This window comes from Streptomyces sp. SID12488, assembly GCF_010548275.1.
In the GTDB taxonomy this organism is placed as follows: Bacteria; Actinomycetota; Actinomycetes; order Streptomycetales; family Streptomycetaceae; genus Streptomyces.
This window is the reverse complement of record NZ_JAAGLT010000001.1, coordinates 115,688-140,405: the sequence shown is the minus strand read 5'-3', so window position 1 is coordinate 140,405 and position 24,718 is coordinate 115,688. Positions and strand designations below refer to the sequence as shown.

Below are 24,718 nucleotides of genomic sequence, written 5' to 3'. Positions count from 1 at the left end.
GTTCCGCGTCCAAGACCTGTTCCGGATCGGGCAATGCGGATCAGGCATCACGGCAGCTCAGAGTGTTTGTACGATGGTCAGGTCCCCAACCACGTGGTTACGCTGGCCACATGACCGATTTGCCGTCCGCACCGCCGCCAGGCGACTCGGCCGACTTGGGTGACTTGAGTGACCCGGGGGGCCCCGATCTCGATCTGCGGCTCGTGCGGTACTTCACCGTGGTCGCCGAGCACCTGCACTTCGGCCGTGCCGCCGAAGCCCTGCGCATCGCCCAGCCGTCCCTGAGTCGGCAGATTCGGCGTCTGGAGAAGGAGTTGGGTGCTCGTCTGCTGGACCGCACCCCGCAGGGCAGCCGTCTCACCGAGGCCGGTGAGGTCTTCCTGCCGCATGCCAGGGCGCTGCTCCGAACGGCCACCCGGGCCGCCTCCCGGACCCGCGCCGCCGCGGAGCCCAGCCGTCTGGTCGTCGGCTACACGTCCAACCTGATCGTCACCCCGGCCGTACGGGAGCTGCGGCGCCGGCATCCGGACGCCGACGTACGAGCCCTGCACCTCGACTGGGACGAACCCCGCACCGCGCTGCTCGACCATCGGGTCGACGCCGTGATCGCCCGACTCCCCCTTGCCGCGCACGAGTTGGAGGTGACCGTCCTCTACGAGGAAGCCCGGGTCCTGGTCGTCCCGCTCGATCACCGTCTCGTCGGCAAGGAGTCCGTCACCCTTGACGACATCGCTGACGAGCCGTTGCCCCGGGTGCGGGAGGACGCGGCCTGGAACGCCTTCTGGCGTATCGATCCGCGTCCGGACGGCAGCCGGGCACCGGAGGGTCCGCTCGTCCGGGCGCTGGAAGACAAGTTCGAACTCATCGCCGCCGGACAGGCGGTGGCCATCGTTCCGGGGGGTCTGGGCATGGATCGGCTCCGCCCCGACCTCACCACGATCCCGCTGCACGGCATCGACCCGAGCCATGTCGTCCTCGCCACCCGGGCGGACGACCGCAGCCGCCTGCTCGCCGAGTTCCGCAAAGTGGCGCGGGCTCTGCTGACAGGCGGCGGTGTCTGAACTCAGGCCGCCGGCCAGCCCGGCACCGTCGGCAGCACCTGCTCGGCGACCCAGAGCAGTGCCGTGCCGTCGGGGGGCAGGTCGTCCTGGCGCCAGATGGAGATCTCGTACGAACCGCCGCCGTCCTTGGGGTCCTTGGCGACCAAGAGGTTGCGGGAGATGCCGCCGGGGCCGGAGGTGCCCTTTCCGTCCTTGAAGACGATGCCGAAGGTCTGGCCCGTGTAGAGGAACGCCGGGTGGCCCAGGACCGTTTTCCGCTCTCCCGGCACGGACAGGAATTCGGAGTCGGCTATGTCGGCGACCGTGATGTCCTCGGCCTCCGTCAGCTTCACCGAGTAGCCCTCCAGTTGGACGGTGGCCTCGGGGTCGGTCGACATGACGTCCTGCTTGTCGCTGGACGTGGCTTCGTTGCTGGAGGCGCTCCACGTGCGGTCGTCGGGTGTGCCGAGGAGCGTCGCCAGGTCGGGGCGATTCAGCGCTTTGCACAGTTGCACACCGGAGACGGGCTTCGACAGTGGCACGTCGTCGTCCGAGCGGGAACAGGAGGCGGGCGGGCTGTCCTTGGGATCGGGCTCGTACTTCGCCATCACCCAGAAGCCCCCCGCGAGGCATGCGACCACTAGCAGTGCCGATACGACCTGCGCGCCCTCACTCATGCCCTTCTCGGGTCGGGCCGGTCCACCCGTTCCAGCTGTTCCACTCGCTCCAGCCGCTCCACCTGCCCCAGTTGGCTCGGCGGATCTGGGTACGTCGATGTCGTTGGTCATGTCCCCCACCTCGGATGTCCCCCACCCCATGCGTTCGCGCCCCATGCGCGCGCCGGGGGAGCCTAACCGCGCGATCTCCGCTTTTGGAAGCTTCGGAAGTGCGCTGTGCGTGCTCCGGGCGCTCCCGGTGCCCTGGTGCTGCAGGTTGTCCGGAATGGTTCGGTGTGAGCAGCGGGATGAAGAGGGCCGTTCCCGTGGCCGAAAAATGTGCCCAGCGTGACGGATCCCCAGCTGGACATGACCATTTCAAGCCGTTGTTTTGGCAGTCTCATGACAAAGCGAGGCACGCGGTGCCACGCTGCTGCCGAAGTTCACCATTCCTTCACACCCGCATCATGCGGAGCATCCCCCACTCACCCCCCACCTCCTTTCACCCGCCTGCCGTGCAGCGCTCCGGACCGGCCTCATCCCGTCGGTCCGCCCCCACGTCGGTCCCCACCACGGACCGGCCGTCGCACAGAAGGAGAACCCGTTGCCCCGGCGACACCGCCCCATCCTCCGGCGCAGAAGCGCCACCACCGCTCTCGCGCTGACCACCATCGGGACCCTGCTCGCCCTCGGGGCTCCCGCCGGCACCGCGACCGCGGCCCCGGCCGACCCGGGCCCGGCCAAGATCACCGCCGTGCCTCGCGCAGGAGCCGCCGCGACGCCCCTGTCGGCGGCCCGCCGCGCCTCACTGATCAAGAGCGCGCAGACCGCGGCCGGCTCCACGGCCCGTCAACTCGCCCTCGGCGCGCAGGAGAAGCTCGTCGTCAAGGATGTCGTCCAGGACGCCGACGGCACCGTCCACACCCGCTACGAACGCACCTACGCGGGACTGCCCGTCCTCGGCGGCGACCTGGTCGTTCACCTCAAGAGCAACCGCACCACCGTTTCCAAGGCGAGCGCGGCGACCCTCACGCTGCCGTCCCTCAGCCCGAAGCTCTCCGCGGCCAACGCCAACGGCAAGGCCCTCGCGGCGGCGAAGGGCGCCGACGTCACCGGCACCGAGACCGAGCGCGCGCCCCGCCTCGTCGTCTGGGCCGGCGACTCCAAGCCCGTCCTGGCCTGGGAGACTGTGGTCGAGGGTGTCCAGCCGGACGGCACGCCCAGTGAGCTACAGGTGGTCACCGACGCGAGCACGGGCAAGCAGATCCTCGCCGCCGAGAAGGTGCACACCGGCGAAGGCACCGGCCAGTACGTCGGCACGGTTCCCCTCGGCAGCACCCTCTCGGGATCGACGTACCAGCTCACCGACGGCGCCCGCGCCGGGCACAAGACGTACGACCTGAACCAGGGCACCTCCGGCACCGGCACCCTCTTCACGGACGACAACGATGTCTGGGGCAACGGTCTGCCGTCCAACCGCCAGACCGCCGGTGTCGACGTGGCCTTCGGCGCCGCAGCCACCTGGGACTACTACAAGGACGTGTACGGCCGCAACGGCATCCGCAACGACGGTGTCGCCGCCTACAGCCGGGCCCACTACGGCAGCAGCTACATCAACGCCTTCTGGCAGGACAGCTGCTTCTGCATGACCTACGGCGACGGCTCGGGCAACACGCACCCGCTGACCTCCCTCGACGTGGCCGCCCACGAGATGAGCCACGGCGTCACCGCCGCCACCGCCAACCTCACCTACGCGGGTGAGTCCGGCGGTCTCAACGAGGCGACCTCCGACATCTTCGCCGCGGCCGTCGAGTTCCACTCGAACCTCGCCGCCGACCCCGGTGACTACCTCGTCGGCGAGAAGATCGACATCAACGGCAACGGCACTCCGCTGCGTTACATGGACAAGCCCTCGAAGGACGGCTCCTCCCTCGACAGTTGGAGCTCCAGCCTGGGCAACGTCGACGTCCACTACTCCTCGGGCCCCGCGAACCACTTCTTCTACCTGCTCTCCGAGGGCAGCGGCGCCAAGACCGTCAACGGCGTCGCCTACAACAGCCCGACCTTCGACGGTACGGCCGTCACCGGCATCGGCATCGAGAACGCCGCCGCCGTCTGGTACCGGGCGCTGACGACGTACATGACCTCGTCGACCAACTACGCGGGCGCCCGCACCGCCACCCTCCAGGCGGCCGGTGACCTGTTCGGCGCCTACAGCCCCACCTACCTCGCCGTCGCCGACGCCTGGGCCGCCATCAACGTCGGCAACCGGATAGCCCTCGGCGTCAACGTCGCCCCGATCGCCGACCAGACCAGCGGCGTCGGCCAGGCGGTCAGCCTTCAGGTGGATGCCTACACCACCAACTCCGGTTCGGAGCTGACCTACGAGGCCACCGGCCTGCCCGACGGCCTGACCCTCAGCCCGAGCGGTCTGATCTCCGGGACGCCGACCACCCTCGGTGACAGCGACGTCGCCGTCACGGTCACCGACGGCACGGGCGCGTCCCTCACGGACACCTTCACCTGGCGGATCGCGTACATCTACGCCACCTCCACCCGCGTCGACATCCCTGACAACGCCGGCGCCGTGGAGTCCCCGATCACCATCGAGGGCCGCGACGGCAACGCCTCCGCCACCACCTCGGTCTACGTCAACATCGTCCACACGTACCGCGGTGACCTGACCGTCGACCTGGTCGGACCCAACGGCACCGTCTACTCGCTCCTCAACCGGAGCGGCGGCTCCGCCGACAACGTCGACCAGACCTTCACGATCGACGCCTCGGCCCAACCCATCACCGGCACGTGGAAGCTGCGCGTGCAGGACCGTGCGTCGATCGACGTCGGATACATCCAGCGCTGGCAGCTCACTCCCTGACCGGATCACTGCCTGACCGATTCACCGCCTGACAGCAGGCCGGTACCAGTACTGGTACCGGCCTGCTGTTCTTTGACCTCAGGCGACGGCGCCGACGAACTCCGCCCAGGCATCGGCCCCGAGGAGCAGCACCGGTCCGTCCAAGACCTTGCTGTCCCGGACGGGCACGATGCCGGGGACTCCGTCGGCTACTTCGACGCAACTCCCGCCGTTGTCGTCGCTGTACGTGCTCTTACGCCAGCGGGCGGCGCCCACGAAGTCGTACGCGACCTCGACACATTCGCCGCCGTTGTCGTCGCTGAAGGTGCTTTTGCGCCACTTGGCAGTGCTCAGGTCGTACGCGCGCATCGTCTGTGGTCCTCCGCCGCCGACTTGATCAGGGCGAGGGACGCCTCCGGCGGCAGTGCGGCGGCCCTGAGCAGATCGTATGCCCCCTGCACCCGCTTAACCAGGGCCGGATCGTCGAGCAGGTTCCCCGAATACACGGCCTCTGTATAGGCGGTTGGCGGCGCGTCCTCGAACTCCATGAGCTGCACCATTCGGCCCATGAGGGGGTACGCCCCAACAGCGATCGGCAGCACCTGCACCAGCACCTTCTGCTGTCGCGCCAGCTCCAGAATGTGCTCCAACTGCTCGGCCATCTCGGCCGCGCTGCCGACCGGAATGCGCAGCACGTGCTCGTGCAGGATCGCCCAATACTCGGGCCTTGTAGCGTCGTTCAGGATTCGTGCCCGGTCGATGCGAGCCGCGATCTTTTCCTCGATGTAGGCATCGGTGGCGAACGGGTTGCTCGCCAACGTCACTGCCCGCGTGTAGCGGGCGGTCTGCAACAGGCCGGGCACGAGCGTCGGGGCGAACGTGGCGATCTTCGTCGCCGTCTGCTCAAGCTCCACAACCTTCGCGAAGTAATCTGCGTACCGCTTGTCGTCGATGAGCTTGCGCCACGTGCGCTCGAAAATACCGTCGGTTTGCAGTACCTCGTCAATCCGGATCGCCACATCCAACTGCGGCTTCCGAATGGCCTGTTCGAACTGCCCGATGTAGCCCCCGGAGACAAAGACCATCGCCCCCAACTCCACCTGGGTTAATCCGGCCTCCTCCCGCCGCCGCTTCAACTCCGTCCCGAAGAACTCCCAAGCCGCCTGCCGCTGTGAACCATTGGCCATAACCGAACCGAACCCCCTTCGACTGCACCGCCGTTGCTGCGCCCAGAGCCTTCCGAGTGTAGGCACAGCACGTCATCGTAGAAGTGCGAAGAGTGAAACTCGATTGATCAGGGGAGCACGGTGGCGGCACGAAAGACGGCACGGCAGGCGGCACACTCGGCGGCCTGTGTCGAAGAAGCGGAGGAAATTGTGAAGGAATTGCGGATGGCGTTGAAAAACGCCGGGATTACTCTGCCGTCGCTCCGATTGGACGCGGTGAGTGTGGCCCGGGAAGCGCCCTGTCCGCTCATCGAATTGGGGCGCTGCAACGTCGAGACGGCGGCCCGGATCGCGGCGGCGCTGCGATGAACGACGTAAGGCCGGCGAAGTCGGGAAGGCCGGGGCGGCCGGAGGTCGGCTCGTACGTCATGGACACCCGCACCACGAAGGTGGGGATCGTCATGGGGCACGAGGGGCCCTACGTCCAGCTCAGGTCGTACGGCGGCGGCAGGGAATGGGACGCGGCCCCGGACGCTCTCCGGCCCGCCACCCCGGCGGAACGCCTCAGCGCGGCCACGGCGTACGCGAACGCCCGCAGCCGCGGCGAGGTTCCCTGAGGGTCCCCTGCGGGGGCCTGGCGGAGGGGATCGATCACTCGTACGTAGGCGACAATGACCCCATGAGCCTGTTCCGTGACGACGGTGTCGTGCTGCGTACCCAGAAGCTGGGTGAGGCCGACCGGATCATCACGCTGCTCACGCGCGGTCACGGGCGCGTACGGGCCGTGGCCCGGGGGGTGCGGCGGACCAAGTCCAAGTTCGGGGCCCGGCTCGAACCGTTCTCCCACGTCGACGTGCAGTTCTTCTCGCGGGGGAGCGAGCTGGTCGGGCGCGGGCTGCCGCTGTGCACGCAGAGCGAGACCATCGCTCCGTACGGCAGCGGGATCGTCACCGACTACGCCCGGTACACCGCCGGGACGGCCATGCTGGAGACGGCAGAACGGTTCACCGACCACGAGGGCGAGCCCGCCGTGCAGCAGTACCTGCTGCTCGTCGGCGGCCTGCGCACCCTCGCCCGCGCCGAGCACGAGCCCCACCTCATCCTCGACGCGTTCCTTCTGCGCTCCCTCGCCGTCAACGGGTACGCGCCCACCTTCAGCGACTGCGCGCGGTGCGGGATGGCCGGCCCGAACCGGTTCTTCTCGGTGTCCGCCGGAGGCTCCGTCTGCGCCGACTGCCGGGTGGCCGGCAGCGTCGTACCCTCTCCCCAGGCCCTCGAACTGCTCGCCGCGCTACTGACCGGCGACTGGGCGACCGCGGACGCGTGTGAGCCGCGTCATGTCAGAGAGGGGAGCGGACTGGTGTCCGCCTACCTGCACTGGCACCTGGAGCGCGGGCTGCGCTCCCTGCGCTACGTAGAGAAGAACTAGCAGTAGAAGCAGCAGAAGCAAGCCGAAGCAGTAAAAGTACGTAACAAGGAGACGAGAAGCGCATGGCCGTACGCGGAATCCTGGGGAGCCGGCGCCGCGAGTACAAGACGCCGGAACCGCACCCCTCCGGCGCCACCGCGCCGAAGCTCCCCGGCGAGCTCGTACCGAACCATGTGGCGTGCGTCATGGACGGCAACGGGCGGTGGGCCAAGGAGCGCGGGCTGCCGCGCACGGAGGGGCACAAGGTCGGCGAAGGCGTCGTCCTCGATGTTCTCAAGGGATGCCTGGAACTCGGCGTCAAGAATCTCTCCCTCTACGCCTTCTCCACCGAGAACTGGAAGCGGTCCCCGGAAGAGGTCCGCTTCCTCATGAACTTCAACCGTGACGTCATCCGGCGCCGGCGCGACGAGATGAACGAACTCGGTATCCGGATCCGGTGGGTCGGGCGTATGCCCAAGATGTGGAAGTCCGTCGTTCAGGAACTCCAGATCGCCCAGGAGCAGACCAAGACCAACGACGCCATGACGCTCTACTTCTGCGTCAATTACGGCGGTCGGGCCGAACTCGCCGACGCGGCCAAGGCGATGGCTCGTGATGTCGCCGCCGGAAAGCTCGACCCAGACAAGGTCTCCGAGAAGACCATCCAGAAGTACCTCTACTACCCGGACATGCCGGACGTCGACCTTTTCCTTCGTCCCAGTGGGGAACAGCGCACCTCCAACTACTTGATCTGGCAGTCGAGTTACGCCGAAATGGTGTTCCAGGACGTGCTCTGGCCCGACTTCGACCGCCGCGACCTGTGGCGCGCCTGCGTCGAATTCGCCTCCCGTGACCGGCGGTTCGGCGGCGCGGTCCCGAATGAGCAACTGCTGGAAATGCAGCGGGACATGAAGGGCAACCCGGAGTTCTGAGGGATTCTCAGGGCAATGCAGCGGCCCCCGGCGCCTTTCCAGGCGCCGGGGGCCGCTGTCGTACCCGTGGGGGGGTGGTCGGTGGGCGTTGGTCAGGTCAGCTGGTCGTGACCGCCGTGTCGTCGATCACGAAGCTCGTCTGGAGCGACGAGTCCTCGACGCCCGTGAACTTGAGCGCGACCGTAGTGCCCGCGTAGGCCGAGAGGCTGATCGTCTTCAGGACGTAGCCGCTGGCCGCGTTCAGGTTGGAGTAGGTCGCGAGGGTGGTCGAACCAGCGGTGACCGTCAGCTTGTCGTACTGCGAGCTGGTGGTGGTCTCGGCCGTGTCGATGTGGACGTAGAAGGTGAGCTTGGTGCCCGTGCAACCGCTCGGGATCGTCACCGACTGGGAGAGCGTGTCGGTGTGGGTCGCGCCGTAGCCGTCCAGCCAGGCCTTGTAGGAGCCGGTGCGGGCCGCCTGGCTGCTGGAGGTGGTGATGACACCGCTGGACGCCGTCCAGGTGGTGTTGCCGGACTCGAAGCCCGGGTTGCCCAGCAGTTGTGCCGAGGTGCAGGAGCCGCCGCCGGTCGCGCTGACCGTCCAGGTGAAGGACGCCGTACCGGTGGCGCCCGTGCTGTCGGTCACCGTGACCACGCTGCTGTAGGTGCCCGCGGTGGTCGGCGTGCCGGAGATGGCGCCCGTCGAGCTGCTGATCGACAGGCCGGTCGGCAGACCGGTCGCCGAGTAGGTCAGCGTGCCGCTGTTGGTGCTGCTGGCCGTGATCGCCAGGCTGACCGCGGTACCGACCGTGGACGACTGGCTGCCCGGGTTGGTGACCGAGACACCCGTGGTCGGCACGGAGATGTGGGCGCCGACGTTGATACCGGCGAAGGCGTTGCCGACCCCGGCGTACTGGGTGGAGCTGGCGCCGTAGAGCGACGAGGCGGCGTTCAGCGCTGCGGTGCGGGCCTGGGCGTACGTGGTGCTGGACGTCATGTACGTCGTCAGCGCCTTGTACCAGATCTGCAGCGCGGCGGCCCGGCCGATGCCCGCGACGGCGACACCGTCGGAGGTCGAACTGTTGTAGGTGACGCCGTTGATGGTCTTGGAGCCGCTGCCCTCGGACAGCAGGTAGAACATGTGGTTCGCCGGACCCGAGGAGTAGTGCACGTCGAGGTTGCCGACGCCCGAGTACCAACTGTCCGCCGAGCCGCCGTCCTTGCTCGGCTTGTCCATGTAACGCAGCGGCGTGCCGTCGCCGTTGATGTCGATCTTCTCGCCGATGAGGTAGTCACCGACGTCGGTGGAGTTGTTCGCGTAGAACTCGACACCGGTACCGAAGATGTCGGAGGTCGCCTCGTTCAACCCGCCTGATTCACCGGTGTAGTTGAGGCCCGCGGTGTTGGACGTGACACCGTGTGTCATCTCGTGCCCGGCCACGTCCAGCGAGGTGAGCGCGTGCGTGCTGCTCGTGCCGTCGCCGTACGTCATGCAGAAGCAGTCGTCGTCCCAGAACGCGTTCACGTACGCCGTGCTGTAGTGCACGCGCGAGTAGGCGGCCACACCGTCGTTCTTGATGCCGCTGCGCCCGAACGTGTTCTTGTAGAAGTCCCACGTCGTCTGGGCGCCGTAGTGGGCGTCGACGCCGGCGGTCTGGGTGTTGGACCCGGCCCCGGTGCCCCAGGTGTCGTCGGCGTCCGTCATCAGGGTGCCGGTGCCCGACGTGCCGTTGTTGAGGCTGTACGTCTTGTGGGTGCCGCGTGTCGTGTCGTTCAGCTGGTACGTCGAACCGGACAGCGTGGTCCCGATGGTGACCGTGCCGCTGTACTGGCTGTTGCCGGTGCCGGTCTTGATCGCCTGGAACTGGTACAGCTTCGCGCCGGTCTGAGCGTCCGTGATGACGTGCAGCTGGCTCGGCGTACCGTCGTCCTGGAGACCGCCGATCACCGTCTCCCAGGCCAGCTTCGGCGTACCGTTGCCCGCCCAGATCACCTTGCGGGCGCTGTCGGTGGTGGCCTTCTCCGCGTCCAGCGCCTTGGCCGCGCCGAGCGCCTTCGTCTCGGCGGCCGACTTGGCGTACGTGGGGGTCGTGGACGCGACCGAGATCGCCCGCCGCGAGTTGAACGTGCTGCTCACCGTGCCCGAGGCCTTGGAGGCGGGCGGGGTGTGCACGACGAGGTCGCCGCCGAGGACCGGCAGACCGGCGTAGGTGCGCTCGTAGCGGGTGTGGACGGTGCCGTCGGCGTCCTTGCTGACGTCCTTGACGACCAGCTTCTCCTTGGCGCCGAGACCCAGGGTGCCGGCGGTCTGCGTCGTTCGCTGCGCCGCGGTCTTGATCAGCGCCGTGCGCTGGGCGGGGGTGAGCTTCGCCTGGAGGGCGCCGGCGCGCAGCGGACTGGGGGCCGGGGGCGCGGGCTTGGCGGCGGCGGGGACCGTCTGTACGCCGACGGCCAGGAGAGTGGCGAGGGCGAGCCGGGCGCCGGCCGCGGTGGCCTTGCTGGTGCGGCCGGATCTGTGGGGGGTGTTGCTGGACTTTCGTCTCACTCGAGACTCCTCCTGCGACGGCCGCGCCTTCTGCGGCCGGAAACAGAACCGGGCGAACGGGGGTGTGCGGCCCGGGATGAGCTGAGCAGTGCGTGATGTGCTTGAGACGTGGGGGGTGACTGCCGGAAGAGTGGCAGCATTGAGGAGTGCATGTCAGCAAAAAATAAGAGGTCGAGGGTTATCCCTGTACGCGCCTCCAGGTTCAGAGGGCTGGGTGCGGGGCTAGGTACGGGGCAGCAGCAGCGGAGTCGCGAGGATCAGGACACCGGCGGCCCCGACGGCGGTCAGGGGCGTGGTGAGCGCCGCCAGCAGCCCCCACAGTGCCGTCAGCGCGGCGACGGTCAGCTTGCTGGACACCGACCAGGCGGAGAGGGTGCGGGCGACCCGGTCCGCCGGGGTGTGCTGGAGCCGGTAGGTCGCGTACACCGGGTTGAACACGCCCATGCTGGTGATCAGCCCGAACTGGACGACCATCACGAGGACGAGCCCTGTCGTGCCGCCGTGCAGGAACACCATCCCGACCGGCCAGCAGACCCGCAGCGTCCCGAAGGTGAGCATGATCCCGCGCTGGCCGTACCGCGCCACGAGCGGCCGGGACAGGCGTGAACCGACGAGGCCGCCGACGCAGGGCACGGCGAAGGCGAGGGCGTACTGCCAGGGCGCGAAGCCGAAGCGGCCGAGCATGAGGACGGCGACGAGCGGTGCCGTCGCCATGATCAGCCCGCTGACCAGCACGGTGTTGAGGAACAGGGGCCGCAGTACCGGATCGGCCAGGATGAACCGCCACCCGCCGACCAGATCACCGGCGCGTACCCGCACCTGCCGTTTCCCGTCGGGACGAGCCTCCGGCTGCCCGCCGATCGCCCGGATACCGGCCGCCGACAGCAGAAAGCTCACCGCGTTCGCGACGACGGTGGTCACCGGCCCGAGCAGCGCGATGGCGGCCCCGCCCAGCGGCGGCCCGAGCACACTCGCCGTCCACATCGTGGACTCGAACCGACCGTTGGCGACGAGGAGTTGGGAGGGCGGCAGCAGCCCTTTCAGATACGCCCCACTGGCGGCGGTGAAGGTGATGTCGGCGGCGGCGACGATGATCGCCACCACCACGAGCTGCCCGAAGGAGAGCGCGCCGAGCGCGTAGGCGGCGGGGATGCTGAGCAGTGCCCCGCACCGCACGAGATCCATCGCGACCATCACCGGCCGCTTGCGCCGGAACTCCACCCAGGGCCCGAGCGGCACCGCCACCACCGCCCCGACAGCCAGCCCGGCCGCCGCCAGCAACGACACCTGGGCGGGCCCCACATGCAGCACAAGAACCGCGATCAACGGAAACGAGTCGAACGCGAGCCAGGTCCCGGCCAGACTGCTGGCATAGGCCCCCCACAACCACCGAAACGGCACCCCGAGCGAGGCACCACTCAGCTGACCGTCCTTCTCCCTGACATCACCCACGGCGAGAAGCTATCGGACGTGAGGGTGGCGCGCCCCCATAGGGGCGCGGGGAACGGCGCGACCAGCCACAACGCACCCGCACCCGACAACGCACCGAACGGAACCGAACCACTTACCGCCCAACCGCAGAGCACTCCGCACAGGTACCGAAGATCTCCACCGTATGAGCCACGTTCACGAACCCGTGCTCCACAGCGATCGCCTCCGCCCACGTCTCCACGGCCGGCCCCTCGACCTCCACCGCCTTGCCGCACACCCGGCAGACAAGGTGATGGTGATGGTCGCCGGTCGAGCAGCGCCGGTAGACCGACTCCCCGTCGGACGTCCGCAGGACATCCACCTCACCCGCGTCCGCCAGGGACTGCAGCGTGCGGTAGACGGTCGTCAGCCCCACCGAGTCGCCCTTGTGCTTGAGCATGTCGTGGAGGTCCTGGGCACTGCGAAACTCGTCGACCTCGTCCAGCGCCGCCGCCACAGCGGCACGCTGGCGGGTGGATCGTCCCTTAACGGGCGGGCCGGCCGTCGTCACCGTTGTTCTCCTCACGTCTGCGCTTGCCGGGCCATTGTGCCAGCCCGGACTGTGCGCGGTCAGACGCCCGCCTTGCCGGCGGCTTCCCGGCTGGCCGGAATCACACACTCCGCCGGATCCCCGGCCGTCCGCGTGGCAGCCGCCGCACGGGCCCGGCGGCGGGCCACCGGTGTCGCCAGCGCGGTCAGCACGACGAACGCGCCGATGGTCAGCAGTACGATCGTCGCACCGGGCGGGACATCCTGGTAGTACGAGGTCACCGTGCCGCCGATCGTCACGGACACGCCGATCGCCACCGCGATGGCGAACGTGGCCGCGAAGCTCCGGCTGAGCTGCTGGGCGGCGGCCACCGGGACCACCATCAGGGCGCTGACCAGCAGCAATCCCACCACCCGCATCGCGACAGTCACCGTGATCGCCGCTGTGATCGCCGTGAGGAGGTTGAGGGCCCGGACCGGCAGGCCCGTCACCCGGGCGAACTCCTCGTCCTGGCTGACCGCGAAGAGCTGCCGGCGCAGACCGATGGTGACCAGGACCACGAAGGCCGCGAGCACACAGATCGCGGTCACGTCGGATTCGCTGACCGTCGACAGCGACCCGAACAGGTACGAGGTCAGGTTGGCGTTCGAGCCCGTCGGCGCGAGGTTGATGAACATCACGCCGCCGGCCATACCGCCGTAGAACAGCATCGCGAGGGCGATGTCGCCGCGCGTCCTGCCGTACCAGCGGATGAGCTCCATCAGCACCGCGCCGACGACGGAGACGCCCGTCGCCATCCACACCGGTGAGGTGTTCAGCAGGAAGCCGAGGCCGACGCCCGTCATCGCGACATGGCCGATACCGTCGCCCATCAGCGCCTGGCGCCGCTGGACCAGGTAGATGCCGATCGCCGGGGCCGTGATGCCGACGAGTACCGCGGCGAGCAGGGCCCGCTGCATGAAGGCGTAGTCGAGGAATTCCATCAGCTCAGCAGTCCCGTCCGGATCGGTTCGGCGTCGTGAGCCGCGTGCGGGTGTACGTGGTCGTGGCCGGGCAGGGCATGCTGTCCGACCGCCTTGGGGGGCGGCCCGTCGTGCGTCACACAACCGTCGCGGAGCACCACCGCCCGGTCGATCAGCGGTTCCAGCGGCCCGAGTTCGTGGAGCACGAGCAGCACCGTCGTACCGGCCGCGACCTGCTCCCGCAGCGTCCGAGCCAGCACCTCCTGACTCGCCAGGTCGACGCCCGCCATCGGCTCGTCCATGATCAGCAGCTCGGGTTCGGAGGCGAGGGCCCGGGCGATCAGTACGCGCTGGTGCTGGCCGCCGGACAGCGCGTTCACCGAGTCCTTGGCTCGGTCCGCCAGCCCGACAAGGTCGATGGCCCGCTGAACGGCCTCGTGGTCGGCCTTGCGCAGCACGCCGAAGCGGGCACGCGAGAGCCGGCCCGACGCGACGATCTCCGTGATCGTCGCGGGTACGCCACCGGCCGCGGTCGTCCGCTGCGGTACGTAGCCCACGCGCCGCCAGTCGTTGAACCGGCGGCGGGGGACGCCGAACAGCTCGATCTCGCCCGCGCTGACCGGTACCTGGCCGATGACCGTGCGGATCGCGGTCGACTTGCCCGAGCCGTTGGCGCCGAGCAGCGCGACGACCTCACCGCGGCCCACGGTGAGGTCGATCCCCCGCAGGACCGGGCGAGTGCCCAGTTCGGCGCGTACACCGCGCAGCGAAATGACGGGCTCGCCCATGCCTGCATCCTCCGTAACGATCATCAACTACCGCTCATTTACGGCTCATTCATCGCTCATTTGGCGCCCAGAGCCGTCCGCAGCGCCTTGAGGTTGGACTCCATGACCGCGATGTAGTCGTCGCCCCGGGACTTCTCGGTGATGCCCTCGAGCGGATCCAGGACGTCCGTCGTGAGGTTCGCGTCCTCGGCGAGGGTCTTCGCGGTCTTGTCGGAGACCAGTGTCTCGTAGAAGACGGTGGTCACTCCGTCCGTCTTCGCCTCCTGCTGGAGCTCCTTCATCCGCGCGGCACTCGGCTCGCTCTCCGGGTCCACACCGGCGATGGCTTCCTGGGTCAGGCCGTAGCGCTCGGCGAGGTAGCCGAAGGCCGCGTGGTTGGTGAAGAACACCTTGGTCCTGGTGTTCTTCAGGCCGTCCTCGAACGCGGTGTTGAGCGAGGTCAGCTTCGCGGTCAACGCCTCGGTGTTCTTCCTGTATTCCGCCGCGTTGGTCGGGTCGGCCTTCTGGAAGGCGGCGGACACACCGTCGGCGATCTCGGCGTACTTCACCGGGTCGAGCCAGACGTGCGGATCGAGGGCGGAGGCATCCTCGTCGGACGCCCCGGACTCCTCGGAGTGGGCTTCCTCACCCTCGTGGCTGTGCGTGGTGCTGCCGTGCTTCTCAAGGGTGGTGAGGGTCGCCGCGTCGATCTTCGTCTTCGCCTCGGACTGCGACACCGCCTCGTCGACGGCGGGCTGGAGGCCCTTGAGGTACAGGACCGCGTCGGCCTTCTGCAGGTCGACGGTCTGCTTGGCGCTGATCTCCAGGTCGTGCGGCTCCTGGCCGGGCTCGGTCAGCGTGCTGATGGAGACATGCCTGCCGCCTATCTGCTCGGCGAGGTACTGCATCGGATAGAACGACGCCACGACGTCGAGCTGCCCGGTGATGTTCCGGTCGGCGGCGCTCGAATCCGAGGAACAGGCGGACAGGGCGCCGAGGCCGAGCGCGGTGGCCGCCGCGATCGCGGTGCCCGATATGAGTCGTCGTACGTTCATGACAGTCATTTTCAATGATTCTGGAAACGATTGTCAACAAGGGGGCTTTTGGGGCGCGGATCGGAGCGCGAAACGGGGCGCGAAACGGGGTGCGGACGAGGCCCTCGCAAGGCCCGTGGCCGGAACCGATTTGATTGGGGGGCGGGCCCCGCCGGTAACCTGAAGCATTCGCTCTGAAGCGCGCCCGCTTCCGCCCGTCCGGAGCGCGTCCGCTTCATCGCCCGTCGTCGTAAATCGTCGTAATGAAGAGAGCACCGTGGCCGCCGACAAGATCGACACCATCGTCAGCCTGAGCAAGCGCCGAGGCTTCGTATTCCCCTGCAGCGAGATCTACGGCGGCCAGAAGGCCGCCTGGGACTACGGACCGCTGGGTGTCGAGCTCAAGGAGAACCTCAAGCGTCAGTGGTGGCGCTACATGGTGACGTCGCGCGAGGACGTCGTCGGTATCGACTCGTCCGTCATCCTGGCCTCCGAGGTCTGGGTGGCGTCCGGTCACGTCGCCACCTTCTCCGACCCGCTCACCGAGTGCACCTCCTGTCACAAGCGCTACCGCGCCGACCACCTGGAGGAGGCCTACGAGGCGAAGCATCACCGCCTCCCGGAGAACGGCCTCGCGGACATCAACTGCCCCAACTGCGGCAACAAGGGCCAGTTCACCGAGCCCAAGCAGTTCTCGGGTCTGCTGTCGACGCACCTCGGCCCGACCCAGGACTCCGGCTCGGTCGCCTACCTGCGCCCCGAGACCGCCCAGGGCATCTTCACCAACTTCTCCCAGGTGCAGACCACTTCGCGCCGCAAGCCGCCGTTCGGCATCGCCCAGATGGGCAAGTCGTTCCGCAACGAGATCACGCCCGGCAACTTCATCTTCCGCACCCGCGAGTTCGAGCAGATGGAGATGGAGTTCTTCGTCAAGCCGGGCGAGGACGAGAAGTGGCAGGAGTACTGGATGGCGGAGCGCTGGAACTGGTACACCGGCCTCGGTCTCCGCGAGGAGAACATGCGCTGGTTCGACCACCCGGCCGAGAAGCTCTCGCACTACTCCAAGCGCACCGCCGACATCGAGTACCGCTTCCAGTTCGGCGGCAACGAGTGGGGTGAGCTGGAGGGCGTCGCCAACCGCACCGACTACGACCTCACGGCCCACTCCAAGGCCTCCGGCCAGGACCTCTCCTTCTTCGACCAGGAGGCCGGCGAGCGCTACACGCCGTTCGTCATCGAGCCCGCGGCCGGTGTCGGCCGCGCGATGCTGGCGTTCCTGCTCGATGCGTACTTCGAGGACGAGGCGCCCAACGCCAAGGGCAAGATGGAGAAGCGCACGGTGCTTCGCCTCGACCCGCGCCTGGCGCCGGTCAAGGTCGCGGTCCTGCCGCTGTCCCGCAACCCCGAACTGTCCCCGAAGGCCAAGGGACTTGCCACCGCCCTGCGCCAGAACTGGAACATCGAGTTCGACGACGCGGGCGCGATCGGCCGCCGTTACCGCCGCCAGGACGAGATCGGTACGCCGTTCTGCGTCACGGTCGACTTCGACACGCTGGACGACAACGCGGTGACGGTTCGCGAGCGGGACACGATGAAGCAGGAGCGCGTGTCGCTGGACCAGATCGAGGGGTACTTGGCTCAGCGTCTGATCGGCTGCTAGGCCTGATGCCCTGCTGTTCTGGGGGCTGCCGCCCCCAGGCCCCCGCTTCGGCCTGAACGGCCTCGTCCTCAAACGCCGGACGGGCTGAGGGTGGCCCGGAGCCCTCAAACGCCCGGACGGGCTGAGGGTGGCCCCGGAGTCCTCAAGCGTCGGACGGGTGAAAGCTGAGAGTGGCCCCGGAGTCCATTGACTCCGGGGCCACTTGACGTTCTAGCCCGCCGTTGGGTCCACCGTTGCCTGATGCTCCTCGGCGAGGTGTTCCTCCGCCTTCAGCCAGGGCAGGAACTGCACCTTCTTGCGCCAGCCGCACGTGTCACAGCTCATGAGGCGCTGCGCCCCGGTGCGCGTGACGTGGACTATGTGCTCCCGCCCGTGCTGGTCCCAGCGGCTCACCTTGCTCGTGTTGGTCTGCAACATGACCTCTCCGCTGTCCAGGGGATGCGTGCAGGTGTGAGTGTGCAGCAAGAGCAACATCAACAGGGGGCGGCTGTGTGAAGAGTTGACAGTTGATGCGTCTGATACGTCATGGACGCTCAGGGCTCGGTACCGGGGGCGATCAGGCCCGTCTCGTAGGCCAGTACGACCGCTTGGACCCGGTCGCGCAGCTCCAGTTTCGACAGGATGCGGCCGACGTGCGTCTTGACCGTGGTGGGGCTCAGGAACAGCCGTTCCGCCAACTCGGCGTTGCTCAGGCCCGTCGCCATCAGGCGCAGGACCTCCAGCTCACGGGGTGTCAGACCCGACAGGTCGGCGTGGCGGGCGGGAGCTTTCGGGGGTTCCTGGCGGTGGGCGAAGCGTTCGATCAGGCGGCGGGTGATCGCGGGGGCGAGCAGGGCGTCGCCGGCCTGGACCAGGCGTACGGAGGCGACCAGGTGCTCGGGGGTGACGTCCTTGAGGAGGAAACCGCAGGCGCCGGCGGTCAGGGCTGCGTAGACGTAGTGGTCGAGGTCGTAGGTGGTGAGGATGACGACGCGGGTTCCCCCGGCCTCCGGGGCGTCGTCGGCGAGGATCCGCCGCGTGGCCTCGATACCGTCCATGCCCGGCATCCGGATGTCCATCAGGACCACATCGGGCCGGGTACGGCGCACGGCGGCCACCGCCTCGGCCCCGTCGGCGGCCTCGGCGGTCACCTCGATGCCGTCGGCGGCCAGGATCATCCCGAAGCCCGTGCGGACCAGCGCCTGGTCGTCGGCGATGACGGCGCGGAGAGGTGGCTGGTTGTGGGTCACGGGGTCCGCCACGGGACTCTGGCCGTGATGCGGTAGCCGCCGGCGAGGGTCGGACCGGCGGTCAGGTCGCCGCCGTAGACCGCGAGCCGTTCACGCAGTCCGATCAGACCGCGGCCGTTGCCGGTTCCGGTGGTTCCGGTGGTTCCGGTGGTTCCGGTGGCTCCCGTGGTTCCCGTGGTTCCGGTGGTTCCTGCGGCTCCGGTGGTCCCGCGCGTGTTGCCGACCTCGATCTGGAGGCAGTCGTCGGTCCAGCCGATCAGGACGGAGGCCTTGGCGCCGGGCGCGTGCCTGATCGTGTTGGTCAGCGCCTCCTGGACCACGCGGTACGCCGTCAGGTCCACCCCGGGCGGCAAGGGGGCGGGCGGCAGCGACACGGCGACGACGACCGGGGTCCCGGCGCCGCGCACCCGCTCCGTCAGGGCGTCGAGCCGGTCCAGACCGGGCTGCGGCTCAAGGCCGTCGGCGGGAGTCTCCTGCGGGCCACCGGTGTCCGGGGCGGCCAACAGGCCCATCACATGCCGGAGTTCGGCCATCGCGGCCCGGCCCCCGGCCTCTACGGCGAGCAGCGCCTCCTTCGACCGGTCGGGCGCCGTGTCCATCACCTTGCGTGCCGCGCCGGCCTGGATCACCATCACGCTCACATTGTGGGTCACGACGTCGTGCAACTCGGCGGCGATTCGCGCGCGTTCCTCCGCCACGGCCCGCCGCATGGCCTCCTCCTGGGTCCGCTGCAACCGCGTGAACCGGTCCCGGCCGACCGCGAGCCGTCGCCGCCAGAAACGGACCAGGCCGGCCAGCACCCCGGCGATCAACAGCACGACCCCGGGACTCGACCAGCCGGGGAGCAGGGGCTCCGCCCGCTGGAATGCGAGGCCGGCCAGCACGGCGCCGACGACCATCGCGGCGATGGCGCCCACCCGGTAACGGCTGTGCATGACCGCGCTGTAGGCGCCGATGACGCAGGTCAGCACGGTGATCCAGGAGGCTTCGTCACCGATGGTCACAGCGGCGCCCAGTACCACCCCGAACACCGCCAGCGGATACCGGCGCCTTGCCAGCAGCGGCAGCGCCGACAGGACGACCAGGGGCCAGGGCGCGAGCGGGGCGTCCTCCTCCACGAACCCTGGACGGGGTTCGGGCGGGACCGGCGGGACGGGCGGCGGGCTCGGCTGCATGACCTCGGCCCCCGGCACACGCACGCTCACGCCGCCGCTCTCGTAAACGGTCTTCGGGAAGAAGCGCACCGGGCCGTCGCCGGGATAGCTCGCCGCGACGATCAGCGCGACGACGGTCAGGACGACCGCCAGCGCCAGATCGACGAGTACCGCCCGTCGGGACAGCGGAGCGGGCTTGGGCTCCGGCCGCAGCGCGTCCCGCAGTTGCTGACGCCAGAGCCATGAGCGCCGATGCCGGTACTCCGCCCCCACCGGCGCCCCCACCGGCGTCGTTTCCATCGGCGTCGTCTCCATCGGCACATTGTGCGGCCGGTCGCCCCGCCCCGCGCCCCTCCGCGCCGAACGGCCCGACAAGCCGTTCCTCAGGCCTACTTCGCAGGGATGACCCCACGGCCGGGTCCTCCGCGGGGAGGGTCGGACGTCGGTGCCGCGGCCGACGCGCCGCGACGGCGCCCGGCCCTACGTTCACCGAGTCCGACAACTTCCCGCTCGAACCAACCGTAGGGACAGGCGAGTTCATGACTCAGGTGATCCAACTGGAGGACGTGGCCAAGCGCTACGACAGCGCGGGCAGGCCCGCGCTCGGGCCCCTCACGCTCACCGTCGAACAGGGCGAGGCGCTCGCCGTGACCGGCCCCTCCGGCAGCGGCAAGTCCACCCTGCTGAACCTCGTCGCGGGCTTGGACCGGGCGACCGAGGGCACTGTGTCCGTGGCCGGCCGGAGGCTCGACGGCCTGACCGAGCACGCGCTGGCCCGGTTCCGCCGCGAACAGATCGGCATGGTCTTCCAGTTCTTCAACCTGCTCGACGATCTCACCGTCACCGACAACATCCAGCTCCCCGCCCAACTGACCGGCACCGCACGGCGCGAGACGGCGGCCCGAGCCGGGGAACTCATGGAGGTGCTCGGCATCCAGAAGCACGCCCGCGCCTATCCGGGCCGGCTCTCCGGCGGCGAACGCCAGCGGGTCGCGGTAGCCAGGGCCCTGGTCAACCGCCCCGCCCTGCTGCTCGCCGACGAGCCGACCGGCGCCCTCGACACCGCCTCGGGCGAGGACGTACGGGAGCTGCTGGTCGAGCTGCACCGAGGCGGGCAGACCATCGTGCTGGTCACGCACGACCTGGCACTCGCCGAGGCGTGCGCGAGCCGGACCATCCAGCTCGTCGACGGCCACCTCGCCCTCGACACCCGGGCGGGGGCGGCCCGTTGAACCGCTTCGGCATGAGCATGGGCATGGGTGGTGCGCTGGGCAGGGTCGTACGGTCCGGGGTGGGGCGGCGCCGGGTGCAGACCGTGGTGATCGCCGTCGCCACGATGATGGCCGTGGCCTCGGCGGTGGTCGCCGGGTCGCTGATCGTCGCCTCGAACGCGCCCTTCGACCACGCCTTCGCGCAGCAGCACGGCGCCCATCTGACCGTCCAGTTCGATCCGGGCAGAGCGAGTACGGCGCAGCTCGTGGCCACGGGGGAGGAGACAGGCGTCACCGCGAGCGCGGGACCGTACCCCGTCACGACGATTCGGCCGGTGGACTCGAGGGGCGGCCATCTGCCGACGCTGACGCTCGTCGGACGGTCCGGTCCGCAGGCCGACGTGGACGATCTGGACCTCAAGTCCGGCCGGTGGGCGGCGAAGCCGGGCGAGATCGTGCTGAACTCGTCGTTCTCGGGACCCGATCTCGGGCTCGGCTCCACACTCCAGGCCTCGGACGCCGCCGGCAGCCCCACTCTGACGATCGTCGGCTTCGCCCTGTCGGTCAGCAGGACCGCCGACGTCTGGACGACCCCCGCCCAGGCCAGGGCGCTGGCGTCGAAGGAGACTCCGCTCACGAGCCAGATGCTGTACCGCTTCGACTCGGCCGGCACGGAGAAACAACTCACCGCCGACCGCAAGCAGCTCGCCGCGGCCGTGCCGTCCGGTGCACTGCTGGGCAGCCAGTCCTATCTGGAGACCAAGCGTGACGCCGACCAGGGCGCGGCGCCGACCATCCCCTTCCTCGTCGCCTTCGGTGTCCTCGGCATCGTGATGTCGGTGATCATCGTCGGCAGTGTCACCAGCGGCGCGGTCGGTTCGAGTCTGCGCAGGATCGGCATCCTCAAGGCCATCGGCTTCACCCCGCGCGAGGTCGTACGCGCCTATGTGGCCCAGGCGTTGATCCCGGCCGCCGTCGGCATCGGGCTCGGTGTCGTCCTCGGCAACCTGCTGGCCGTACCCCTCCTCGACGACACCGAGCAGGCGTACGGCACCGCCACGCTCAGCGTGACGTGGTGGGTGGACGTCGTGGTGCCGGCCGCCGCGCTGCTGGTCGTCGGGCTCGCCGCGCTGGTGCCCGCGCTGCGCGCCGGGCGGCTGAGCACGGTCGAGGCCATCGCCGTGGGCCGGGCCCCGCGCCCCGGACGCGGCCAGTGGGCGCACCGGGTGGCGGGACGGCTACCGCTGCCCAGGGCGGTGACATACGGCCTCGCGAGCCCCTTCGCGCACCCTGTCCGCATGGTCGCGATGCTGCTCGCGGTGGCCTTCGGCACCGTCGCGGCGACTTTCGCGGTGGGGCTGACCGCGTCCCTGACGGCGGTCGGCGCCACGGCCGATCCCGAGGAGAGCGCCGCGGTCACCGTGTTCGGCGGCGGCGGACCGGGGCCCGCCCCCGGCGGACCCGTGCAGGCAGAGGGCGGGTCCGAGGCCCCGGCCGCCGATCCGGCCCGCATCCGCGCTGCCATCGAGGCGCAGAAAGGCACCGCCTCGTACTACGCCATGACCCGGAGCGACGCCGCCGTGGCCGGGATCACCGGCTCGGTACCGGTCAGCCTCTACCAGGGGGACTCCCGAGCCGGCAGCTACGAGATGAACTCCGGGCACTGGCTCGACGGTGCCGGGCAGGCCGTGGTGGGCTCGGGTTTCCTGGAACGGACCGGCACGGAGCTCGGTGACACGGTGCGGGTGACCTACGACGGGGCCACCCGGACCCTGCGGATCGTCGGCGAGGCCTTCGACACGTCGGACGGCGGCCTGCAGATCCACGGGAACATCGCCGACTTCCCCACGGCCCAGCCCCGGATGTTCCTCGTCGAGGTGAAGCCGGGCGTCTCTCCCTTCGAGTACGCCACGAAGCTCGCCGCGGTGGTGCGGCCGCTGGGCGGTGACGCCATGGCCAACGCCGCCTCCGAGAACGACAACTTCATCATCATCCTGGAGTCGATGGCGGCACTCCTCACCCTCATGCTGGTCTCCGTGGCCGGCCTCGGCGTCCTCAACTCCGTCGTCCTGGACACCAGGGAGCGCGTCCACGACCTCGGCGTCTGCAAGGCGCTCGGCATGTCACCACGCCAGACCGTCAGCCTCGTCCTCGCCTCGGTGGCCGGGATCGGTGTCCTCGGCGGCCTGATCGGCGTACCGGCCGGATTCGCACTCCACGGCTTCGTACTCCCGGTGATGGGCCATGCGGCGGGCACCGAGCTACCACCGTCGGTCCTCGACGTGTACGACCCCTGGCAGCTACTGCTCCTGGGCCTGGCAGGCATCGCCATCGCGCTACTGGGCGCCCTGCTCCCGGCAGGCTGGGCGGCGAAAGTGCGTACGGCAACGGCCTTGCGCACGGAGTGAAGGAGGAGGAGGGGGTAAGGCTGGTGCTGGTGCTCGTGGCGGGCTGCGGGCGGGGCCGGGCGCGGAGACGGGGCCGGGGGCAGCCCCGCAGGGGCCCTCCCGGCCCCGGTCAGGGGCGCGGGGAACTGCGAGACCAGCCACAGCGCACCCGCACCCAGAAGCGAGCCGAGTGCCCCGAGCTCCCAACCGCACCGGGCCGGAGGCCAAAGCGCTCACCCGATCTTCCGCGGCAGCCGCAGGCTGAGAAGCGTCGTCAGCGCGATACCACCCACCTGCACCACCAGCGTCGTGACCAACGCATCCCGCATGCCCATTCCCGGGGCCAGGGAGAGGAACAGCGTGCCCAGGGTCGCCACACCCAGCGCCAGGGCGGCCTGCTGGGTCGTGACCATGACACCGCTGCCGACACCCGCCCGGGCCGGCTCGACCTCCGAGAGGATGATCCGGAAGAGAACAGGGAGCTGGAGCGCCTGTCCCGCACCCGCGACAGCCGCACCCGGCAGCAGCTCCACCAGCCCCAGGTCCGGCCAGGAACGCCACACCGCGACGGTGATGAGAGCCACGCCCACCCCCTGGATCAGGCCGCCGACCGTGACGACCCGGGTGCCGTACCGGGCGACCAGACGCGGCCCGGCGAGGGAGACGGCGAAGAACGTCACCGCCATCGGGGCCAGCGCCAGCCCCGCCCGCACCGGACCCAGGCCCGCGCCCCGTTGCAGGGCCACCGCGATCACGAACATGAAGCCGCTGAAACCGATCGCGAACGGCACGATCATCAGCAGGCCCCGGCGCAGCGACGTCAGCGCGAAGAGGGTCGGCGGCACGAGGGGCGTGCGGCCCTTGCGGTCCGCGCCGCGCTCGATCGCGAGGAACGCCCACGCGGCGAACGGGAACGCGGCCAGCGACAGCCACGTCCACAGCGGCCAGCCCGACGCCCGGCCCTCGGTGAGCGGGGCCAGCAGCGTGATCAGGGAGACCCCGAGAAGGAGCGTGCCGGGGACGTCCACCGGTTCGGGGTGCTGCGAGCGGGTCTCCGGGACCGACCGGGCGGCAAGGATCAGCCCGAGGAGCACCACCGGTACGTTCACCAGGAACACCGAGCGCCAGCCCGTGCCCGCTATGTCGGCGGCCACGAGTACGCCGCCGAGGATCTGGCCCGCCACCATCGAGAGTCCGGCCGTCGCGCCGTACAGGCCCATCGCCCTCGCGCGGCGCGGGCCGGCCGTCGCCGACTGGATCGTGGCGAGCACCTGCGGCAGCATCGCGGCCGACGCCGCGCCCTGTGCGATCCGGGCCGCCACCAGGGTCCAGGCGGTAGGTGCCAGACCGCAGGCCAGCGAGGTGACGGCGAAGGCCGCCATACCGCCCAGGAACAGCCGGCGCCTGCCGAAGAGGTCGCCGAGCCGCCCACCGAGGACGAGCAGGACGGCGTACGAGACCCCGTATCCGGCGACCACCAGTTCGAGGACGGCCTCGCTCGCCGAGAGGTCCCGGCCGATGGTGGGCAGGGCGACGTTGACGATGAAGAAGTCGATGAGAGGGAGGGCCGCGCCGAGGAGCACGGTGAACAGCCCGAGCCCGCCGAGTACGGGTGGCCCGGCCGGAGAACGGACAGCGGCGGTGGGTGAGGTGCTGGTTTCGGTCACATCGGACAGCATCTGCCTCCTCCCGAGGGTGGTACCAGAGTGTCTTTATCCTGGTAGTAGGAGTACCTGGAAACAGGGTCCGAAGAGATGGGAAGGGGAGGGAA

General features: G+C 69.4%; 22 protein-coding genes. 9 read left to right on the top strand and 13 right to left on the bottom strand.

The annotated features are described in order from the left end of the window. The first annotated feature begins 164 nt into the window (after positions 1-164). Entirely contained in the window at positions 165-1,061 is an 897-nt protein-coding gene (locus G3I56_RS00650; protein WP_239134661.1) for a LysR substrate-binding domain-containing protein, read from the top strand. Between the two features lie 2 nt (positions 1,062-1,063). Here the strand turns inward: G3I56_RS00650 and G3I56_RS00645 are convergent, their stop codons facing one another. Continuing rightward, the gene (locus tag G3I56_RS00645) at positions 1,064-1,717 is read right to left on the bottom strand and encodes a DUF6215 domain-containing protein (protein WP_164406440.1); all 654 of its coding nucleotides are present in this window, start codon (positions 1,715-1,717) and stop codon (positions 1,064-1,066) included. Between the two features lie 583 nt (positions 1,718-2,300). On the opposite strand from G3I56_RS00645, the gene G3I56_RS00640 reads away from it, so the two are divergent. Beyond that, positions 2,301-4,574 (top strand): M4 family metallopeptidase, encoded by a 2,274-nt coding sequence (locus G3I56_RS00640; protein ID WP_164406438.1) that lies wholly within the window; start codon positions 2,301-2,303, stop codon positions 4,572-4,574. A 78-nt stretch (positions 4,575-4,652) separates the two neighbouring features. Here G3I56_RS00640 and G3I56_RS00635 read toward each other — a convergent pair whose 3' ends face one another. Further along, positions 4,653-4,922: a DUF397 domain-containing protein gene (locus G3I56_RS00635; RefSeq protein ID WP_164406436.1), complete on the bottom strand. Its 270-nt coding sequence runs from the start codon at positions 4,920-4,922 to the stop codon at positions 4,653-4,655. Next, complete coding sequence (locus tag G3I56_RS00630) at positions 4,904-5,740, bottom strand: helix-turn-helix transcriptional regulator (RefSeq protein ID WP_164406434.1); 837 nt, start codon at positions 5,738-5,740, stop codon at positions 4,904-4,906. The genes G3I56_RS00635 and G3I56_RS00630 overlap by 19 nt, the downstream gene beginning before the upstream one ends. Before the next feature lie 120 nt (positions 5,741-5,860). Between G3I56_RS00630 and G3I56_RS00625 the strand changes: the two genes are divergently transcribed. The 4 genes from G3I56_RS00625 to G3I56_RS00610 all read left to right on the top strand — a co-directional run bounded on the left by G3I56_RS00625 (position 5,861) and on the right by G3I56_RS00610 (position 8,059). Next, positions 5,861-6,088, top strand: a complete 228-nt coding sequence (locus G3I56_RS00625; RefSeq protein ID WP_164406432.1) for a hypothetical protein — start codon at positions 5,861-5,863, stop codon at positions 6,086-6,088. Beyond that, positions 6,085-6,336 (top strand): hypothetical protein, encoded by a 252-nt coding sequence (locus G3I56_RS00620; protein ID WP_164406430.1) that lies wholly within the window; start codon positions 6,085-6,087, stop codon positions 6,334-6,336. Before G3I56_RS00625 ends, G3I56_RS00620 begins: the two co-directional genes overlap by 4 nt. A gap of 62 nt (positions 6,337-6,398) precedes the next feature. Continuing rightward, positions 6,399-7,148 (top strand): DNA repair protein RecO, encoded by a 750-nt coding sequence (gene recO / locus G3I56_RS00615; protein ID WP_164406429.1) that lies wholly within the window; start codon positions 6,399-6,401, stop codon positions 7,146-7,148. 62 nt (positions 7,149-7,210) lie between these two features. Continuing rightward, positions 7,211-8,059, top strand: a complete 849-nt coding sequence (locus G3I56_RS00610; protein ID WP_164406427.1) for an isoprenyl transferase — start codon at positions 7,211-7,213, stop codon at positions 8,057-8,059. 97 nt (positions 8,060-8,156) lie between these two features. Here the strand turns inward: G3I56_RS00610 and G3I56_RS00605 are convergent, their stop codons facing one another. From G3I56_RS00605 to G3I56_RS00580, 6 genes are all read right to left on the bottom strand, one after another. Then, positions 8,157-10,583 carry a M4 family metallopeptidase gene (locus G3I56_RS00605; protein ID WP_164406425.1) on the bottom strand — a complete coding sequence of 809 codons (2,427 nt, stop codon included), beginning with the start codon at positions 10,581-10,583 and terminating at the stop codon, positions 8,157-8,159. Positions 10,584-10,805: 222 nt separating this feature from the next. Next, positions 10,806-12,035: an MFS transporter gene (locus G3I56_RS00600; RefSeq protein WP_164406423.1), complete on the bottom strand. Its 1,230-nt coding sequence runs from the start codon at positions 12,033-12,035 to the stop codon at positions 10,806-10,808. 112 nt (positions 12,036-12,147) lie between these two features. Beyond that, complete coding sequence (locus G3I56_RS00595; protein WP_164320164.1) at positions 12,148-12,564, bottom strand: transcriptional repressor; 417 nt, start codon at positions 12,562-12,564, stop codon at positions 12,148-12,150. A 59-nt stretch (positions 12,565-12,623) separates the two neighbouring features. Then, on the bottom strand, positions 12,624-13,526 hold the full coding sequence (locus tag G3I56_RS00590) for a metal ABC transporter permease (RefSeq protein WP_164406421.1): 903 nt from the start codon (positions 13,524-13,526) through the stop codon (positions 12,624-12,626). After that, positions 13,526-14,293 (bottom strand): metal ABC transporter ATP-binding protein, encoded by a 768-nt coding sequence (locus G3I56_RS00585; protein ID WP_164406419.1) that lies wholly within the window; start codon positions 14,291-14,293, stop codon positions 13,526-13,528. The genes G3I56_RS00590 and G3I56_RS00585 overlap by 1 nt, the downstream gene beginning before the upstream one ends. Before the next feature lie 56 nt (positions 14,294-14,349). Next, the gene (locus G3I56_RS00580) at positions 14,350-15,327 is read right to left on the bottom strand and encodes a zinc ABC transporter substrate-binding protein (RefSeq protein ID WP_164406417.1); all 978 of its coding nucleotides are present in this window, start codon (positions 15,325-15,327) and stop codon (positions 14,350-14,352) included. Between the two features lie 256 nt (positions 15,328-15,583). On the opposite strand from G3I56_RS00580, the gene G3I56_RS00575 reads away from it, so the two are divergent. After that, the gene (locus G3I56_RS00575; protein WP_164406415.1) at positions 15,584-16,966 is read left to right on the top strand and encodes a glycine--tRNA ligase; all 1,383 of its coding nucleotides are present in this window, start codon (positions 15,584-15,586) and stop codon (positions 16,964-16,966) included. 210 nt (positions 16,967-17,176) lie between these two features. Here G3I56_RS00575 and G3I56_RS00570 read toward each other — a convergent pair whose 3' ends face one another. The 3 genes from G3I56_RS00570 to G3I56_RS00560 all read right to left on the bottom strand — a co-directional run bounded on the left by G3I56_RS00570 (position 17,177) and on the right by G3I56_RS00560 (position 19,664). Further along, the gene (locus tag G3I56_RS00570; RefSeq protein ID WP_164320171.1) at positions 17,177-17,383 is read right to left on the bottom strand and encodes a hypothetical protein; all 207 of its coding nucleotides are present in this window, start codon (positions 17,381-17,383) and stop codon (positions 17,177-17,179) included. 116 nt (positions 17,384-17,499) lie between these two features. Further along, positions 17,500-18,207, bottom strand: coding sequence for a response regulator transcription factor (locus G3I56_RS00565; RefSeq protein ID WP_164406413.1), 708 nt, complete (start codon positions 18,205-18,207; stop codon positions 17,500-17,502). Then, positions 18,192-19,664 carry a histidine kinase gene (locus tag G3I56_RS00560; protein WP_239134620.1) on the bottom strand — a complete coding sequence of 491 codons (1,473 nt, stop codon included), beginning with the start codon at positions 19,662-19,664 and terminating at the stop codon, positions 18,192-18,194. Before G3I56_RS00560 ends, G3I56_RS00565 begins: the two co-directional genes overlap by 16 nt. Positions 19,665-19,888: 224 nt before the next feature. On the opposite strand from G3I56_RS00560, the gene G3I56_RS00555 reads away from it, so the two are divergent. Next, a complete protein-coding gene (locus G3I56_RS00555) occupies positions 19,889-20,581 on the top strand; it encodes an ABC transporter ATP-binding protein (RefSeq protein WP_164406411.1) in 693 nt (230 codons plus the stop codon). Positions 20,582-20,598: 17 nt separating this feature from the next. After that, the gene (locus G3I56_RS00550) at positions 20,599-22,968 is read left to right on the top strand and encodes an FtsX-like permease family protein (RefSeq protein WP_239134659.1); all 2,370 of its coding nucleotides are present in this window, start codon (positions 20,599-20,601) and stop codon (positions 22,966-22,968) included. Between the two features lie 212 nt (positions 22,969-23,180). Here the strand turns inward: G3I56_RS00550 and G3I56_RS00545 are convergent, their stop codons facing one another. Further along, positions 23,181-24,614, bottom strand: a complete 1,434-nt coding sequence (locus G3I56_RS00545) for an MFS transporter (protein WP_164406410.1) — start codon at positions 24,612-24,614, stop codon at positions 23,181-23,183. Positions 24,615-24,718: the final 104 nt, after the last annotated feature.